Here is a 17,383-nt window from a genome sequence, read left to right as displayed (position 1 = left end):
GGTGCTCTGCCGCCGATGGGGCGCGCGGCGTCGGCCCGTGGAACGGGCGACGGGGAACACCTGCGCCACATCCCACGGCGGCCGAGGACCTGGGTGGGCGCAGAGCGGGGACGATGAGTGCGGTCCCGCGCAACGTGCGAAGCAGGTGCGGGACCGCAGGCCGCGGCCGTCCTGTTGAGCCGGGCAAAGGGACAGTACGCCACCCGGCGCCGGTGCCTCGCGCGGCACTCCCATCTGCGGCGTCTTCCGGCTGCGGCGGGTTCAGAGATAGATCGACTGGAATCGTTGGTAATGGGCCATGCTCTCGGGGCCCATCTCCGAACCGAGGCCACTGTCCTTTGTTCCCCCCAGGGGAGAAGCGGGATCCGGGCGGAATCCGTTGAGTCCCACACCGCCCGTTACGATCTGCTTCGCGACATCGAGACCGCGCTCGGGGTCGGATGTCCAGACCGTGCCCGCCAGACCGTAGCGCGAGTCATTAGCGATCCTGACAGCCTCCTCCACGCCGTCATAGGGGATCAGACTCAGAACCGGGCCGAAAATCTCTTCCCGCGCGATCGTGGAGGCATTGGATACATCGGCGAACACCGTGGGTCGCACAAACCAGCCCCGCCGATCCGGCCGGGCTCCACCAGCCACGAGGCGGGCTCCTTCCGCATGACCCATCGCAATGTAGCTCTCCACCCTGTCGCGATGGCGGCTGGTCACCATCGGACCGACCTGCGTCGCCGGATCGAGTGAGTCACCCACGACCAAGGAACCGGCCAACTCGGCGAAGACGTCGACCATCTCGTCGTAGCGCGAGCGTGGGAGTAGCACACGCGTGGACAAGTGGCAGGTCTGGCCATTGTTTCCCATGGTCGCCTTGGCCAGCCTGCCGTCACCCGCAGCTTCGGCGAGGTCCGCGTCGTCAAGGACGATGGCGGCAGATTTGCCGCCCAGTTCCAGCGTCACCGGGCGCATCAGCCTGCCGCATGCCTCGCCGATGCTCCGCCCGGCCTCGGTCGAGCCGGTGAAGGCAATCTTGTCCACGTCGGGGTGGCTTACAAGATGCTTCCCGGTCTCCGGGCCGCCGGGCACGATGTTGAACACGCCTGCGGGCAAGTCCGCTTCCTCAGCCGCCTCGGCCAGCAGGGCGGCGTCGAGGACGGTCTCCGGCGACGGCTTGAGCACGACAGTGCAGCCCACCGCCAGCGCAGGCGCGTACTTGAACACGGCAAGCGTCTGCGGAAAGTTCCACGGCACGATGGCCCCGACCACGCCCAGGGGCAACCGGCGCACCACGGTCCTGCCACCGGTAAAAGATCTCCTCTCCTCATCGTCCACGAGCTGGTCGGCGAAATCCGCAAACAGGCGCAGAACGTCGACAGGCGTACGGCCGTCAGTGGCAAGGGCGGTGGTCAGGGGCATGCCGTTCTGACTACTGATACGGCGAGCGAACTCCGGCACCCTCCTCTCGATGGAGTCGGCGAAACGGCGCATCGCGCGCGCCCGCCGTGCGGGGGCCCACTTAGTCCAGCCCTCCGGGTCATCGAACGCGGCACGCGCAGCACCGACAGCCGCATCGACATCTTCGACACCTGAATGCGGTACAGAACCGATCACTGCGCTTGTGTTCGGAGAGGTCACCGTGATGCGCTCGGCCGAGCGAGGGCTCACACGGGCACCCCCTATGAACAGCCAGTCAATGTTCAGATCAGTCGAAGATGATGTGGCTTTCACTATGGAACGCTCCTTACAGCATGAACCGTCGATCCATGATGCCACCTTGGCCAACTCGGGCTAAGGAAATGTGCCCTACTGGGCTTTTCGCAAGTTCTGTGGTGGTTAGGGATGGATTATGGATGCCGCGTTCGGCCGCGTCGGCGACGTCGGCGAGGTGGTCGCCGACGAGGTTGGCCAGCTCGCGGGTCTTAACGGCCAACCACAGCGGTTCGACCGGATTGAGTTCGGGTGCGCAGGCCGACAGCCGCTCCAGTGTCAGCCAGTCCTGCTCGGCAGCCCAGGCCCGCATGGCCCGACTCCAGTGGGCGGACAGTCCGTCCCGGACCGCAGACCCGGTCCCGCTACGAACGTTATCCCCGCAAGTACGTGGCATTTCTCGGCCGCTGCCCTCTGCTGCTAGAAGCACCTCGTCCGCCTCACCACGTAGGACACAGTCCTCCTGGGGTTCAGAGAAGGGTGGGCGGGCGAAGGACAGCCCCGCTCACCCTCACCCTCACCCTGCAGTAACAACCGTGCAGTACGGTGTTCAACCATCGAAGTCGGCCGGTCGCGGGGAGGATGCCATGACGCTGGGGCCTGCAGGGGTGTCGGGCGCCGAGGAGTCCGTCTACCGGCATCTCATGACGGTCAGCCAGGCCTCAGCCGAGGATGTTGCCTCGCATACCGGTCTGAGCCTGGTCGAGGCTGCGGCGGTCCTCGATGCGCTGGCCGCCAAGGGAATGGCGAGCCACACCGACACGCTGCCGCGGCACTTCCGCGCCACTCCCCCCGATGTGGCGCTGCTGCCCCGGCTCAGACAGAACGCCGACGCACTCGACGTCGCCCGGGCCGAAGTCACCAATCTGCTGCAGACCTACCGCGACACGATGCGTCGGCGGGACGCCAGCGAGCTGATCGAGGTCATCACGGGCGCCGAAGCGCTGCGCCAGCACCTGCGACAGATCCAGGCGAGTGCCCAGCACGAGATGCTCTGGTTCTGCAAGGCCCAGTACGTCGCCATGCCCTCGGGCAGCAATGACTCGGAATTTGAGGCCCTGGGTCGCGGCGTGCACTACCGGGTGCTGTACGAGAAGGCCTTCTTCGATGACGAAGAGGCTGTTGACAACGTTGTTGCAGGGATGCGCGCCGGGGAGGTCGCCCGCGCGGTCCCGCACCTGCCGCTGCGCCTGGCGATCGCGGACCGCGCCATCGCGGTCTGCCCACTCGTGCCCGGCGGCCCGCAGGGCAATCCCGACGAACCGACCGCGGCCCTCTTGCGCGACAGCAGTCTGGTCGCCGCCCTCATCGCCCTTTTCGAACGCTACTGGGAGGACGCCGTCCCCCTGGCCATCGACGAATCCAGCACGGTCACCGGTACGGACGGGGCCGGCGGGCCGGACCCGCTGTCCGCTTTCGACCGGCGCCTGCTCGCCCTCCTGGTGGTGGGGGTCACCGACAAGGCAATGGCCACCCAACTGGGCCTGAGCCGCCGTACGGTACAACGGCACATCCAGCGCATGATGGCACTCGCCGGAGCGGGGACCCGCATGCAGTTGGCTTGGCAGGCCGCCCGCCGAGGTTGGCTGTAACGGGCACCGGACGCCACTGACGACGCCGCGGACGCGGTCCAGCCCGCGGCGCCTGGGTTGGTCCCAGGGGGTTGAGACTGGTGGGACCTTGGCCCTTGATCCTGGACACACGAGGCACTGGATCCTGAGGATTTGAGAACGCCCCTGCCGAGAGGCGTCAGGCGGGTTACCCGGATCGAGCCGAGAATTGTCGCCCCTCCCAATGCGCGGAATTCCTCCAGGACATGCGGATCAGGTGCTGCCCACAAAGGCATCACGGCGGCGACCGCACGGATATCCCCCTGCCCGCGGCGCCCTTGCGGTCTCGACGAGCAGCACGTTCTGTGCCCTTGCGTACCCCGGTCGGCTGCCAGGGCGTGCGCGGCGAGCTGCTGACCCTGAGGCGACGCACCACGCGAGCGGTGAGACGGAAACCCTTGAGTTTTCATCAAGGGCCCGTGCCCGCGTCGTATTGGGCCGGCCTCCTCATTTCGGCGCAGGAGGCGCTTTCGCGTCGCCGACCAAGATCCGGACGGCGCGGCGAATGAAATGGGAGGTCAGAGCTCGATGACGGCGCGGTAGCGGATTCGGTTACTGCGGACCTGTTCCAGGGCTTCGTCCATTCGATTGACCGGGAAGACCTCGATCTGCGGGCGGATCTCGTGCCGAGCGGCGAAGTCAAGCATCTGCCGTGTGACATGAACCGAACTGGCGATGGCGCCGACGACGCTCAACTCGCGAGACACGAGGTCGACCGAGTTCAGCGACATGTCGCTCGGAGGTACACCGACTGAACAGAAAATACCGCGAGGGCGCAACGCGGCGAGGTAGCTTTCCCAGGGGAGGTCAGCGGAGACGGTCGACAAAATGAAGTCGAATTCACCTTTTGCCTGCTCCAACTCATCGCTGTCAGAGTTGATGAAGTGGTGCGCGCCGAGGCGGCGCGTGTCGGCTTCTTTCGAGTTCGTGGCAGAAATCGCCGTGACGTGGCAGCCCCAGGCCGCCAGGAACTGGATCGCCAGGTGGCCAAGGCCGCCGATGCCGACGACGGCGACTCGGTCAATCGGCTTGACCCCGTAGCGCAGCAGCGGAGCGAAGACGGTGGCCCCGCCACACAACAACGGGCCTGCGTGCTCGGAGCTGATCGCCTCTGGGATTGCCGGAACGTGTCGCCAGTCGCCGGCCCGAATCTGCTGGGCGAACCCGCCGCCGAGACCGCGCGTGACTGGGTCATCCCTGTCCGGGCACATGCCGTGCTGCCCGGTGAGACACCACTCACAGGCAAAACACGACCCGGCGATGGCGCCCACGCCGACCCGTTGCCCGACGCTGAGGCGGCCCTCCGGCACGGCCTCGCCGATCGCGGTTACCACGCCAACTGCCTCGTGCCCGGCGACCAGCGGAAAGGCGGCATACCCGTACTCGTCGTCGATCAGGGTGATGTCCGAGCGGCAGACCCCGCAGTGGGTCACCGCCACATCGACCTCGAGCGGGCCCAGCGGCCGAGTCTCCACCTCGCGCGGCACCACCGGTCCGCCCGCCCTTTCGACCGAATACGCCTGAACCATCTACGTTCCCTCCAGCACATCAAACGTTCGAGTCGGCCCACGCTACGCCCGCCCTGAGGGTCCTCCCCATCCGGGTCACGAGCTCCGCAGTCACCCGGGTCCGCGATCTGCCGCACGCGGGATCGGTCTGAGTTTCCTTCGGTACAGGTGCCGTTGGCGGTTCCTGCTGCCCACTGCCCGAGCCGGTCGTACCTGCGGCCAGGTCGGAAAGTCGCCTGGCATCGCCCGCCACTTGATGCCGTTGTCGACGAGGTGGCGCACCGCGTCGATCACCTGCGCCAGTGATGATGTCCCGCCGAGTGGTGCAGCAGCGATCTCCGCGTAGCCCTGGTCATGAGGCGGCCAGTGGGCTTGATCCGCTTTGACGGACATCCGAGATCAGGGGTTCCGCCCCGGAAGGATGTCCGTCAAAGCGGATCAAGCCCACTGCACCAACTCATCCACCAGGGCTGCCGCTGCGGCGTAACGGACGCCGTGGCCGGACTCGGCCGAGGCGTGGGCGGTCCGAGTGTCTTCGCGTGCGGCCGCGAAGAGGCGATTGTTGTCACCTGACCGCGCGTTGTCAGCGGTCAGCACGAGTCCAACCTCGGGAGTTTCAGACTTGCGCTCGGAGCATGTGCCCTGCAGTGCCCGACGCTAAAGTTTTCCCATGAACAGGCAGGCCCCGACGCTGGAGGATGTCGCACGGGAGGCCGGGGTCTCCCGCGCCACCGTGTCGCGGGTCGTGAACGGCGTGCGCAACGTCGATCCCGACATCCAGGACCTGGTCCGCAGTGCGATCGAACGGACGGGCTACACGCCGAACCGCGCGGCGAGGGCACTGGTCACCCGGCGCATCGGAGCCGTGGCCCTGATCATCTCCGGTGCGGGCGACGCCTTCGCCGGCCGCGTGTTCGCCGACCCTTTCTTCGGTCGCGTCGTCAACGGCGTCGTCGGGTATCTCCGGGCGCGCATGATCCAACCGGTGCTGTTGTTCGCTGAGTCGGAGGCGGCCAGGAAGCAGGTGGTCGACTATGTGCGGCAAGGCAGCGCGGACGGCGCGCTGGTGGTCTCCGTGCAATCGGACGACCCCTTGCCGCGCATGCTCCTTGCCGCCCACGTCCCCACGGTGCTGTTCGCCCGCCCCGCCCGGACGTCACCGGTCAGTTACGTCGATCTGGATCATTATGCGGGGGGACGTCTGGCCGGAGAGCGTCTCCTGGCTCGCGGCTGCCGACGTATCGCGGCGATCGGCGGACCCGCGGATCTGAGGGCCGGCCGGCAACGCCTCGCCGGATTCCGTGATGCCCTGGCTCACGCCGGGCATGGCAGCCCTGCGACGGCCGAGGGTGTCTTCACTCTGGACAGTGGGGCGGCTGCCATGGTCGCGCTGTTGCGGGACCAGTCCTCGGTGGACGGCGTGTTCGCCGCCAACGACCTGATGGCACAGGGCGCCTGCCAGGTTCTTCGAGAACTGGGCAGGCGCATACCGGAGGATGTCGCCGTCGTCGGGTTCGACGACTCCAGCATCGCCGTGACGTGCCGCCCGCCTCTGACCACCGTTCGCCAGCCGGTGGAGGAGATGGCGGCGGCCATGGCCAGGATGCTGGACGAGCAGGTCCAGAGTCCCCGCACCGAACCCCGCGCCCTCCTCTTCGAGCCGGTGCTGGTCGTACGCGAATCCGGCTGACCGGCACCCTCGTGGCGGTTGGGCGCCCAGCCGGTTCGGCCGACGTGGCCGGCAGGGGCAGGGCATCGCGTGTCCACCCGCGGTGGCACACCGCTGGGGTCCTTCCTGGTCCCGGCCGGCAGCGGAAGGAGCACGACGGCACCCGCGCCACGCGAATGCCGTCGCGCTCGTGAGCGCTCGCCGGGTCAGGGCAGTCGGTAGTCCTCGTTCAGCACCGCGCCGCGCTCCGGGTGGTTCTGGTCGTAGCCGCGCGCGTCGCACTGGAGGCCGCCCACGATGCAGTGGTCGACCAACGCGCTGAGGGTCCGCTCCTCCCACGCGTTGAAGAAGTCGTAGTGGAAGGAGTACCCGCGTCCGCTGGCCAGGCGGACCTGGCTCATGTCGCCGTTGACCGGGAAGGCCATTTTGAACTCGATCATCGGCAGGGCGACGGGGTGAGAGGCCGGGCACATGTTGTCGTTGGTGCCGGGCTTGACGATCGGGTAGGCCATGTGGCTCCTGTGGTCGGGGGTGTCGAGGTACCGGCCGTCCCAGCAACTGGGCGCCTGGAAGCGGATGTTGAGCTGGACCTCGGGACGACTCGGGCAGCTCGCCGGGAAGTCGACGTTGAAGAAGCTGTCACCGCACTCCCAGCCCTCGACGAAACCCTTGTGGCTGCGGAACTCCTGGGCGCTCTGCATGGGGTCGCCGACCACGAACCGCAGTCCCCTGGGGAAGGGCCGCACGCTGGTGTAGTCGGTGACGCCTGCCTTGTAGTAGATGACCTGCGGCCCGACCGGAAGGATCTTCTTGTCCCCGTTGTACAGGGACGGCATCCAGTACGCGGAGGCGTCGGCCGGGGCCAGGCAGGTGGTGTTGCCTCCGTAGAGGCTCGCCGTCGTGCTGCCTGCGTGCGTCGTCGTGTTCCCCATGAAGGTGTGGTCGTGGGACTTTCCGGGTTGCCCCGGATACACGATCGGGTCGTCCGGCGCGGTGTGCGTGACAGCGCAGTTGGCCTGGAACTCCTTGTGGTAGCGCGCCGGCGGGGTGGCATCGGACGGGGTCACGCCGGTGACCGGGGGTACGGCTGGGATGTACCCGTCGCCGTCGGGGTCGTCGCCGGACGCCTGGGTCGACACTGCCATCGTGTGCCCGGTGTGACCGCCGGCCGAGGCGGCCGGGGCGTCGCCGGGGCCGGCCGCCGTGGCGACGGTACCGATTCCGAGGACGCTTGCGAGGAGTGCGGTGCCGAGCAGCAGCGCGGGGAGTTTCGAACGTGGTCTCATGGGGCCTCCTTGCCCGCCGAGGTGCCGAGTGGGGGTGGTGCGAGAGGGCGCCGCCGGGCGCCCTTCGCCGTCGTCAGCTGTAGATGCCGAACTCGTGCAGCGAGTAGCCCCAGCCGGTGCCACGCGCCGTCAGGTTGAGTCGTACGTATCGTGCGGTCGCCCCGACGTCGACGGTGTCGACGTCACCGTTGCCGGTGGTCGTGGAGTGGACGGTGCGCCAGGTGGTGCCGTCGTCCGAGAGTTGGACCTCGTAGGACTTGGCGTAGGCGGGATCCCAGACCAGTTGGAGCGTGCGGATGGGGGTGGCGGCGCCGAGGTCGACCCTGATCCACTGCGGGTCGCTCCAGTCGCTGGCCCATCGGGTGTCGGCCCGGCCGTCCGTCGCCTTGGCGGGTTCGCACGGGCAGTCGCCGTACGAGGGCTGGAAGGAGGAGGCTGTGGTGGGCTTGTTCAGCGCCATGTTCGTGCCGGTGACCGGCGGGGCGACGACCTTGACCGACTTCGTCTCGATGCCGGCGTTGCCGCGGCCGTCCTCGGCCTGGATGTACACCTTCCAGACACCGAGCTTCTCGGGCGCCGTCACGGCGAAGGTCCCGGTCCCGGTGGATCGCCACTTGGCCTCGACCAGGCGCTTGTCACCGCTCGCGTAGTTGCCGCTGAGGAAGATCTTGTACGTGACCGGGTCGCCGTCGGGGTCACGCACGTCCGCCCGGACGGTGAACTCACCGCCCGCCGGGGCGGATGAGGCGGGGTTGACGTTCATGTTCGAGATGACGGGCGGGGTGTTGTCGTTGCCGGCCGTTCCGGTGTACGCCCTCTTGATGGCGTAGTAGGAGAGCCTCTTCAGCCCGTCGGGGACAAGGTTGAACCAGATCCCGCCGAAGTCGTGCTCGATGCCGTAGTGGAAGAGGGTGGCACCGAGCGCGACGCCCCGGTGTCCGGCGACGCAGTTCCACGCCTTCGTGTACCCCTCGGCCTTCTGCACGTCGGTCGGCTCGTCGGGAACCCCGTTGGCGTCGTCGGGCACCTCCCACTCGCCTGCCGGTCCGCCTTCGGTGATGATGTACGGCTTGGTGTAGCCGCCCTGCTCCCAATCGCCCCGGACGCCGCAGACGTTGCCATAGGAGTTCATCGAGTACAGGTCCAGGTCGGGCGCGTTGCGCTTGTAGTACGGCCATGCTCCCGTCCAGGCGTCGGTGGAGGTGACAGGGTGGTCGGGATCGATGCCGTGGATCCTTTTGGCGACGTCGTTGACGAAGCTGGTGTAGGCATTGCGCTGGGTCTCCAGCTCCGCCCCGCTGAAGCAGTTCTGCAGGCCGAGAACCGACTCGTTGCCGACGTTCCACATGAGCGTCGCCGGATGGCTCTTGTACGCCTCCACCCACCTGGCGAACTCGGTGAGCATGTTGTTCTTGTACGTGGTGTCGGTGACGTAGTTGACGCAGCCGCCGGAGCCGGGGCCGCCACCGGGCTGCAGCCAGAAGCCGTTCACGACGCGGATACCGTGCTGCGCCGCGGTGTCGAGGAGTGGCTTGGTGGAGGCGTCGGTGCCCCAGGTGCGGATCGTGTTGACGCCCATGGACTTGACGTCGGGCATGTACTTCGGGGCGTCGGCGATGGCGGGTCCCCAGGTCAGCCCCTTGACGGTGTACGGCTGGCCGCCGACGGTCAGTTGCCAGTTGCCCTGCGAGCCGGTGACGGCGACCGCGCCTGAGGCGGGTGGTGTGCCGTCCGTGCTCCCGTACACCTGGAACTCCCATAGGGAGTAGCCGTAGGCGCCGGAACGCTCCGTGCCCAGCATGCGGACGTAGCGGCCGGAGCCGGAGACGGCGACGTCGTCCGTGCCGCCGTCGCCGCCGGTCACGGTCTTCAAGGTCCGCCAGTCGGTGCCGTTGTCGGATGCCTGGACCTGGTAACTCTTGCCGTACGCGCCTTCCCAGGTCAGCACTACCCGGCTGAGGTCGGACCGCTGTCCGAGGTCGACCTGCAACCACTGCGGATCGCTCCAGTTACTGGCCCAGCGGGTGCCGGTGAGGTTGCCGTCGACGGCCGCCGAGGGGCTGTATCCGTCGCCTTCCTGGGACGAGGCGGTGGCGGGCCGGCCCTGGGAGAGCAGGGTCTCGGCCGCCTGGGCCGGTGGAGCGACGAAGACGAGTGATGACGCGATCAGTGCACCGAGGGCGAGCGCGGGGACGGCGCGGCGGCCTGCTGGTCTGCGGTACGGGGCGGCTGTGGACACATCTGCTCCTACTGGGTGGGGGGGAGAGCCGACGGGGCGACGCTGCCGGACCACCGCGGGATGGCCCCGCCGGGTCGGTGCGCGGTCGTCCTGCAGGGGGAGTTGTCGTCGACGTTTTTCGCTCAGAGGAACCCGGCACGAGCGGCCTCGCGGGGCGGCTCGATCCGGCTGGGTGAGGCGGGGTACCGAGATCGTCGTAGATCCACTGCGGGCTGGTGGCGGGGCTCGGCCAACGGGCGCCGTAGACCGCCTCGGTGACCGCCGTGTCCTCACGGCGCGGCCAAGAGGGACATGACCTGTTCGGGGACCAACACGCCCATGACGCTGCGCCGGCCGGGTTTGCGGAGGACTGACGCTGCTGGGTGTGCCGACAGCAGACATGGCGAGACTCCTTCACACAGAATGAGTGGGAGAGCGCTCTCCGGAACCATGCCCGCCGCGTCAGGGGCGGTCAAGGTGGTGCGCAGACTTTTCTTTCAGCTTGCATTAAGACTGGATTTTTGCTCCGTGTGGTGGCACACCAGAGATGCCGATGCATCCGTGATGCGGACCGCAGACCTGTGGAACGCGGCGGTACTGGGCCCATTGCGGCGCGCGTGGAGCACGAGGGAGCGTCCGGTGAACCGCCCCGCGCCACACGGCAAGAAGCGTCCGGGTGTTGAGACCGACGTTCGGCCGGGATGCTGCTCAGGGCTGGGCAACTCGCCCTCAGCAGCGCCGTCGTGGGTAGGGGCTGGTCGAAGGACTCGTGCCCCACCATGTCCGCTGAAGGCCGCGCTGCGCGATACCGACCGAAGCGTGCACACGGTCCGGACGTGTGCACGCATGCTCGGCTGCGGTCATACGTGGTCACTTCGGTATGCAGAGACTGCGTACCTGCGCGAACTCCATGTCCAAGACACCTTGTCCGCCCACTGAAAGCGATGCGCATGGCCCGCTATATCCTCACGGCACGCTTCCACCAGGCTGCATCCCGGGAGTGATGATGAGTGAGCGTCTGCGCGTCGGTGTGCTCGGCCCGCTTCTCCTCAGGCGTGGGGAGACAGAGGTATCCGCAGGGCCGCCCCAGCGGCGTGCCTTGCTGAGCGCACTCGTCCTGCGCCGCGGTACTCCGGCCTCGGTGCGGGAGCTCGCCGATGAGCTGTGGGGCGAGGAGGCCCCGCCAAGCGCGGTGGCCGTTATCCGGTCGTACGTGCACCAGCTGCGCCGGACACTGGGATCCGACCCGGCGGCCGGAGTCGCGATCCAGTCGTCCTCCGGCGGGTACTTCGCGGAGATCGCCGCTGGTGTACTCGACTTGCAGGTCTTCGAGCGACTCGTGGCGGACGCGGACCGGGCGCGGGCAGCGGGCGACCGGGTGGCCGCCGCTGATCGGCTGCGTGAGGCGCTGGGACTGTGGCGCGGACCGGCGCTCGCCGACGTCGCCGGGCCCGGCGCGGACCGCATCGTAGCGCGCTGGCCCAGCGGCAGTTGTCGGCGCTCACCACACGTCTCGCACTCGATCTGGAGCTGGACCGCCACCACTCAGTGGTGGCGGAACTGCACTCCCTGGTCCTCGCCCATCCGCTGAATGAGCATCTGCGGCAACTGCTCATGACCGCCCTGTACCGCTGTGGGCGCCAGGCCGACGCGATCGCCACATACCAGCAGTGCCGCCGGCTGCTCGCCGACGAATTGGGGGTGGACCCCGGTCCTGAGCTGCAGCAGTGCTACCTGCGGCTCGTCCGAGGCGATCCAGACCTGGTGGGCGCCGCCTCCTCACCTGTCGGCCGTCCGGCCCTGCTGCCCGCGTCACCAGCCGTGTTCGTCGGCCGCGACGAGGCGTTACGGCGCGCCGACGCTCTGCTGGCCGCCGACGGTCCGGGGCCGGTGATCGCGGTGATCTCGGGCATGGGCGGCGTGGGCAAGACCACGCTGGCGCTGCGCTGGGCCCACCGCGTCGCACCGGCCTACGCCGACGGGCAGCTACGCCGATCTCCGCGGATACGGGCCAGGCCGCGATCCTGCCGCACCCGCCGACGTCCTCGGCGGATTTCTGCAGGCCCTCGGTGTGGCCGCCGCCGACGTGCCGGACCATCCCGGGGTCCGTGCCGGTCTATTCCGCAGTCTCGTCGCCGACCGCCGGATGATCATCCTGCTGGACAATGCCGCCACCACGGACCAGGTCAGGGAACTCCTGCCCGGCACCGGACACTGCCTGGCGATCGTGACCAGCAGGGGCACGCTCAGCGGCCTGCTGGTGCGCGACGGCGCGCGGCTGCTGACCTTGCTGCCACCCGGACACGACGAGGCGGTAGCGCTGTTCGCCGCCAGGGTCGGCCCAGACCGCGTCCGGGCCGAGCCCCGTGCCACCCGTGACATCGTCGAGCGCAGCGGACGGCTCCCGCTGGCCCTGGCAGTGGTGGCCGCCCGCGCGGTGGTGGCCGAGCACATTCCCCTCGGCGTGATGGCAGACGAGCTGAACACCGCGCACGGCACCTTGGCCGCGTTCCGGACCCCCGACGCGTCGGTCGACGTCAGCGTCGTGCTCTCCTGGTCCTACCGCGCACTCGGCGCACGCCCTGCTGAGGCGTTCCGGCGGCTTTGCCTGCATCCGGGCCCCCGCCTGAGCGTCGACGCCGCCGCGAGCATGCTGGCCCTGACAAGGACCGAGACACGTATCCTCCTCGACGAGCTCGCCGCGGCGGCCCTGCTCATCGAGGAGCGGCCGGGCCGGTACGCGATGCACGACCTCGTCCGGGCGTTCGGGCAGGACCGGAGCCGGGACCAGGACGACGAGCAAGAGCGACGAGCGGTCGTCCACCGCCTGCTCGACCACTACGTCCACACGACGCGCTTGGCGGCGCATCAACTCTTCGCGATCCGGCACCAGATCCTGCCCGAGCGTCCCATGGACGGCGTGATCTGCGAAGCCCCCGAGCCCGCGGACTGGTACCAGAGCGAGTACACCGCCCTGCTGGCCGCCCTCGACCTGACCGACCGGGAACAGTTCGACCGGCACGCCTGGCAGCTCGCCGCGCTGCTCCGCGACCACCTCAACCGGCAAGGGATGTGGCACCACTTGCAGGTCTCCCAGCAGACCGGTGTGGCCACCGCCATCCGCAGCGGTGACCCAGCGGCCGAAGGCCGCGCACTGTGGGGGCTCGCCCTGGCCGACGCGAACATGGGACGTCATCAGGCGGCCCGCGCCCACCTGCGTCGCGCACTCGCGATCTTCACGGAGACCGGTGCCCGGGAGGATGCCGCCGTCACCCGTTCCCGGATCGGCTACCTGCTGACCGAGCAGGGTGACCACGTCGCAGCCCTGGAACACGCACACGAGACTCTGGCCCTCTACCCACCGGGAACCGACCCCGCTCGGCGGGCCGGCGCACTCAACTCGGTGAGCTGGCTGTGCGCCCAGCTCGGCCGACTGGAGGAAGCAGCCGACCACGTTCGCCAAGCCCTCGCCCTGGACGCGCACCTGAGCCCCTATGCCCTGGCGGACACGTGGGACACGCTCGGCTTCATCCAGGCACGGCAGGAACGTATTGACGACGCGGCCGACAGCTACCGGCGAGCGGCCGCGATCTACCGCCGGCACGGGGCGCATTTCCGGGAGGCCGGAACATTGCGCGCCCTCGGTGACGCGTATCAACGCGCCGGCCGCGCACGGCAAGCGGAGGACGTGTACCGGCAGGCACTGGAAGGGGTGGCGACGAGTGACGATCCCGGAGCCTCGCAACTCGGCGCCGAACTGGCCCGGCTTCTCGCCCGGCAGTGAGCATGCGTATACGCCGCATCTACGTCACATGAACGTCTTGCGCAGATGCTTGCAGGGCAAGCGATGATCTGTGAAAGGCGAACAGCATGTCCGAGACAGCACCTGGCCCCGCGCCCGCCCCCTCCCTCGTCATGACACAGTTGCTGGGCGGATTCCAGGTGTCCCAGGCCCTGTACGTGGTCACGAAGCTCGACATCTGCACGATGCTCGAGGACGGTCCGCTCAGCGTGGGTGAACTGGCCGAACGCAGTGGTGCCAGGCCGCAGCAGCTGAGCCGGCTCGTCCGTACGCTCGCCATGCTCGGCCTGTTCCGCACGGACGGGGAGTTCGTGGAGACCACCCCACTGGGTGCCCTGCTTTCCCGGAGGCACCCGGCGACGCTCGCCAATGTCGCCGAGATGTGGATGGAGACGCATTACGGCCCGTTCGGCGAACTCCTTCACACCGTGCGCACGGGTGAGCCCGGTGCGAACCGGTACTTCGGCATGCCCGCTTTCGAGTGGCTGGGCGAGAAGCCCGAACGAACCGAGCAGATGGCACGTGCGATGACAGACCTCACGGGCTCGATGCGCCGGGGAATGTTCGACGGTTACGACCTTCCCCCGGGCCAGACCGTGGCGGATATCGGCGGCTCGGACGGCAGCCTGCTCGCCGAGCTGATCGCCGCGCGTCCGGACCGGCACGGCATCGTCTTCGACCTGCCCGAGGTCGTCCCGCACGCGACGGCGGCGATGGCGGAGCGCGGGCTGGCCGACCGTGTCGATGCTGTCGGGGGCGACTTCTTCGAGGCGGTGCCGACGGCCGACATCTATCTGATGAGTCAGATCCTGCACGACTGGGACGACGAGTCCGCGGCCAAGATCCTGCGGACGGTCTGCCGCGCCGCTGGCCCCGCCGCCCGGCTGCTCGTCGTGGAGGGCGTCATCCCGCCGGGTGACGCGCCCCATCACATGAAGATGGTCGACCTGACCATGCTGGGCATGCTGCCCGGCCGGGAACGTACCGCGGAAGAGTACGCGCAACTGCTCGGCGCGAACGGTTTCACCCTGGACCGGATTGTCGCCACACCCTCCCCCTACTCCATCATCGAGGCGACAGCTTCCTGACGACGCGTCAGAGTACTGTGCCAGGTCAGGTGCCCCCCGACCTGTCGTGTGCCAGGCCGGGGGACTCGCTGGGCAGGGTGCGGCGAGGAGCCGCAGTTCCTCATCGTTGTCGACGTCTTTGTCGGGCGCGGCGCGCGGCGGCGCCCGTGCTCGCCGATGTTCCAGTCGGGCGGACAGGGCGGCACTTCGACGGACGCCGCTCAATATGATCGGGCGATGGACGACAGCGAACTCGTCGGCAGAGCTCTGCGAGGCGAGGTCGGTGCACTCGGTGCACTGCTGGCCCGGCATGAGGCCGGCATGCGGGCAGTGGCGCTGAGCGTGCTCGGTGCCGGGCCGGATGCCGAAGACGCTGTGCAGGACGCGATGGTGACCGCTCTCGTGTCGATCGGTGACGTACGCGATCCGACCGCGATCGGTGGGTGGCTGCGTGCCATCGTGCGCAACAACTGCCGTATGCAGGTGCGTTCGCGGCGGGTCGTGCCAGTCGCCGAACCCGAGTGGTTCCTGCCTGCTGATGAGGCCTTCGGCGCTGAAGCTCTGCTGGAGCGGACGGTGTTGCGGGACTGGGTGTGGCATGCCATGGCAACGCTGTCGGAGAAGGACCGTCTGATCGCCCTGCTCCGTCACTTCAGCAGCATTCGCTCATACGCGGACATCGCCACCGTGTGCGGTGTTCCCGTCGGGACCGTACGCAGCCGACTGCACCACGCCCACCGCAAGCTGGCGACCGCGCTGCGCGCCACAGCCGACATGGCGTACGCCGATGCGTCGACGACGACCGCGGCCCGCACACGCGAGGCCGCTGACGCCATGCGAGCCACCGCGCGCGGCGACTTCCACCAGGTAGTCCGTGAACTGTGGTGGCCCGACACCCAGTTGATCGTGCCGGCTGCGGCCGTGCGCGGCGACACCGCGCTGGCCGAACAGACAATGGAGAGCGACCTGGCCGCAGGGGTCCGGCCCGGCCCGATTGAGGTCGTAGCCTGCGACGATGTACTGATCTGGGAATTCGATCTCCTCAGCCTCGGCTCGGACCCCGACCACTGCCCACCGCACGCGGTGTGGCTGCAGACCCTGGACAAAGGACGCGTCCGCTCCGTCACGCTCTTCCACGCGACTCCGTCCGACGCAGAAAAATCCTGAGCCCGAGCGAACTTTTCCAGTGGCACGTGCATCAGGTCGGGTCAGCACCATCGGAAGAGGAGAACGAGTTGAATACCGACCCCACTCTGCGTACCCACGAGATCTCGGTGGGTGGCGTCCGGCAGGTCTACCACGTCGCGGGCCAAGGCCCCGTCTGCGTGGCCCACTCAGGCGGTCCCGGCACCGCCTGGTGGTACCTGCGGATGCCTGCGCTGGAGCGGCACTACACCATGGTCTACCTGGAGCCGGTCGGCACCGGTGATTCGGGGCGCCTGGAGAACTACGACCTCAAGACCTACGTGACCTTCCTCGCCGCCATCGTCGACGACCTCGCCGAACCCAAGGTGCACCTCCTCGGGCACTCGCACGGCGGCTTCGTGATGCAGCGCTACGCCCTGGAGTATCCGGATCGGGTGGCGGGCCTGATCCTGTACGACACGACCGCGGTGACCGACCAGGAGTTCTTTGCGCAGGCCATGGCGGGTGTGGCCGCATACGCGGCCATCGACCCCGGTATGCCGGCTGCCTTCGAGCGGCTCACGTCCGCGACCGACGACGAGACGATGACCTCCGCACTGCGCGATGCGCTTCCGTGCTACTTCGCTGACTTCCCCGGCCGAAAGACGGAGTTCGTCGACCTGATCGCCGGGATCCGTGCGTGGCTGGTGCCTCAGACCCCGGAAGCGTTCGACCTGCGTGATCAGCTCGGCGAGATCAAGGCACCGACAGTCGTCATCGTCGGCACCCACGACTTCATTTGCGGACCCCGGTGGGCAGAGGTGCTGCAATCCTCCATCCCCCGTGCACAGTTGGTCGAACTCAAGGACAGTGGCCACTTCGGTCACCTTGAGCAGCCGACGGAATTCGCTGCCGCCGTCGGGATCGTGATCGGGTAAGTCACAGGCCATTGGCTTCCTTCCCCTTCCCGCGTTCGTTTCTTTCCGAACGCGGGAATCGGGAGCCCCGACAACCCGAATTCCTCGCCAGCAGTCGGTCATTTGACTGTCAGTTAAGAGGGTGTCTCATGTGGTGAGCCTCATGTGGTGAGCTTCGCAAGTTTCTTGTAGCAGATCAGGGCGGCCGCCAGACCGAGGAAGGCGAGGAAGTGGGAGCCCTTTCGCTCGTATCGGACGGTGAGACGTCGGTAGCCGAACAGCCAGGCGATCGACCTCTCGATCTTCCAGCGGTGCCGGCCGAGTCGTTCGCCGGACTCGATTCCCGGCCGGGCGATGCGCGGGACCAGTCCCCGTTCTCGCAGCCAGGAGAGGTGGTGGGCGGAGAAGTACGCCTTATCGGCACGGAGTTTGACCGGGCGGCGCCGACGAGGCCCGCGCCGGGAGCGGGTGGCGGGTATG

At 68.2% G+C, this 17,383-nt stretch carries 12 protein-coding genes and 1 pseudogene; 7 read left to right on the top strand and 6 right to left on the bottom strand.

Translation table 11 applies throughout. The features are described from left to right. Nucleotides 1-261: 261 nt before the first annotated feature. Both H293_RS0143160 and H293_RS60875 read right to left on the bottom strand, forming a co-directional pair. On the bottom strand, nucleotides 262-1,722 hold the full coding sequence (locus H293_RS0143160) for an aldehyde dehydrogenase (RefSeq protein WP_033416434.1): 1,461 nt from the start codon (nucleotides 1,720-1,722) through the stop codon (nucleotides 262-264). A gap of 13 nt (nucleotides 1,723-1,735) precedes the next feature. Continuing rightward, entirely contained in the window at nucleotides 1,736-2,098 is a 363-nt protein-coding gene (locus H293_RS60875) for a transposase (RefSeq protein ID WP_051138250.1), read from the bottom strand. A gap of 190 nt (nucleotides 2,099-2,288) precedes the next feature. Between H293_RS60875 and H293_RS0143150 the strand changes: the two genes are divergently transcribed. Further along, nucleotides 2,289-3,293 carry a helix-turn-helix transcriptional regulator gene (locus H293_RS0143150; protein ID WP_028808712.1) on the top strand — a complete coding sequence of 335 codons (1,005 nt, stop codon included), beginning with the start codon at nucleotides 2,289-2,291 and terminating at the stop codon, nucleotides 3,291-3,293. A 536-nt stretch (nucleotides 3,294-3,829) separates the two neighbouring features. Here H293_RS0143150 and H293_RS0143145 read toward each other — a convergent pair. After that, nucleotides 3,830-4,840 carry an NAD(P)-dependent alcohol dehydrogenase gene (locus tag H293_RS0143145; protein WP_020123985.1) on the bottom strand — a complete coding sequence of 337 codons (1,011 nt, stop codon included), beginning with the start codon at nucleotides 4,838-4,840 and terminating at the stop codon, nucleotides 3,830-3,832. Between the two features lie 649 nt (nucleotides 4,841-5,489). Between H293_RS0143145 and H293_RS0143140 the strand changes: the two genes are divergently transcribed. Further along, on the top strand, nucleotides 5,490-6,509 hold the full coding sequence (locus H293_RS0143140) for a LacI family DNA-binding transcriptional regulator (protein WP_020123984.1): 1,020 nt from the start codon (nucleotides 5,490-5,492) through the stop codon (nucleotides 6,507-6,509). Between the two features lie 185 nt (nucleotides 6,510-6,694). Here H293_RS0143140 and H293_RS0143135 read toward each other — a convergent pair whose 3' ends face one another. Both H293_RS0143135 and H293_RS0143130 read right to left on the bottom strand, forming a co-directional pair. Further along, on the bottom strand, nucleotides 6,695-7,774 hold the full coding sequence (locus tag H293_RS0143135) for a DUF1996 domain-containing protein (protein WP_020123983.1): 1,080 nt from the start codon (nucleotides 7,772-7,774) through the stop codon (nucleotides 6,695-6,697). Between the two features lie 73 nt (nucleotides 7,775-7,847). Continuing rightward, a complete protein-coding gene (locus tag H293_RS0143130) occupies nucleotides 7,848-10,013 on the bottom strand; it encodes a discoidin domain-containing protein (protein ID WP_020123982.1) in 2,166 nt (721 codons plus the stop codon). Between the two features lie 859 nt (nucleotides 10,014-10,872). On the opposite strand from H293_RS0143130, the pseudogene H293_RS54040 reads away from it, so the two are divergent. The 5 genes and pseudogenes from H293_RS54040 to H293_RS0143105 all read left to right on the top strand — a co-directional run. After that, nucleotides 10,873-11,666: pseudogene (locus tag H293_RS54040) on the top strand (AfsR/SARP family transcriptional regulator); the annotation flags it as partial. 397 nt (nucleotides 11,667-12,063) lie between these two features. Further along, the gene (locus tag H293_RS54035; RefSeq protein ID WP_020123981.1) at nucleotides 12,064-13,776 is read left to right on the top strand and encodes a tetratricopeptide repeat protein; all 1,713 of its coding nucleotides are present in this window, start codon (nucleotides 12,064-12,066) and stop codon (nucleotides 13,774-13,776) included. Nucleotides 13,777-13,862: 86 nt separating this feature from the next. Then, a complete protein-coding gene (locus tag H293_RS0143115) occupies nucleotides 13,863-14,882 on the top strand; it encodes a methyltransferase (protein ID WP_033416433.1) in 1,020 nt (339 codons plus the stop codon). 48 nt (nucleotides 14,883-14,930) lie between these two features. After that, nucleotides 14,931-16,028: an RNA polymerase sigma factor gene (locus H293_RS0143110; RefSeq protein ID WP_199790266.1), complete on the top strand. Its 1,098-nt coding sequence runs from the start codon at nucleotides 14,931-14,933 to the stop codon at nucleotides 16,026-16,028. A gap of 68 nt (nucleotides 16,029-16,096) precedes the next feature. Beyond that, nucleotides 16,097-16,924: an alpha/beta fold hydrolase gene (locus H293_RS0143105; RefSeq protein WP_020123978.1), complete on the top strand. Its 828-nt coding sequence runs from the start codon at nucleotides 16,097-16,099 to the stop codon at nucleotides 16,922-16,924. Between the two features lie 140 nt (nucleotides 16,925-17,064). On the opposite strand, the gene H293_RS60870 is transcribed toward H293_RS0143105, so the two are convergent. Further along, on the bottom strand, nucleotides 17,065-17,383 hold a 319-nt coding region (locus H293_RS60870), incomplete at its 5' end, for an IS5 family transposase (RefSeq protein ID WP_020123977.1).

The organism is Streptomyces canus 299MFChir4.1 (assembly GCF_000383615.1).
In the GTDB taxonomy this organism is placed as follows: Bacteria; Actinomycetota; Actinomycetes; order Streptomycetales; family Streptomycetaceae; genus Streptomyces; species Streptomyces canus_C.
The sequence above is the reverse complement of the archived record's forward strand: the minus strand, read 5'-3'. Positions and strand labels throughout refer to the sequence as shown.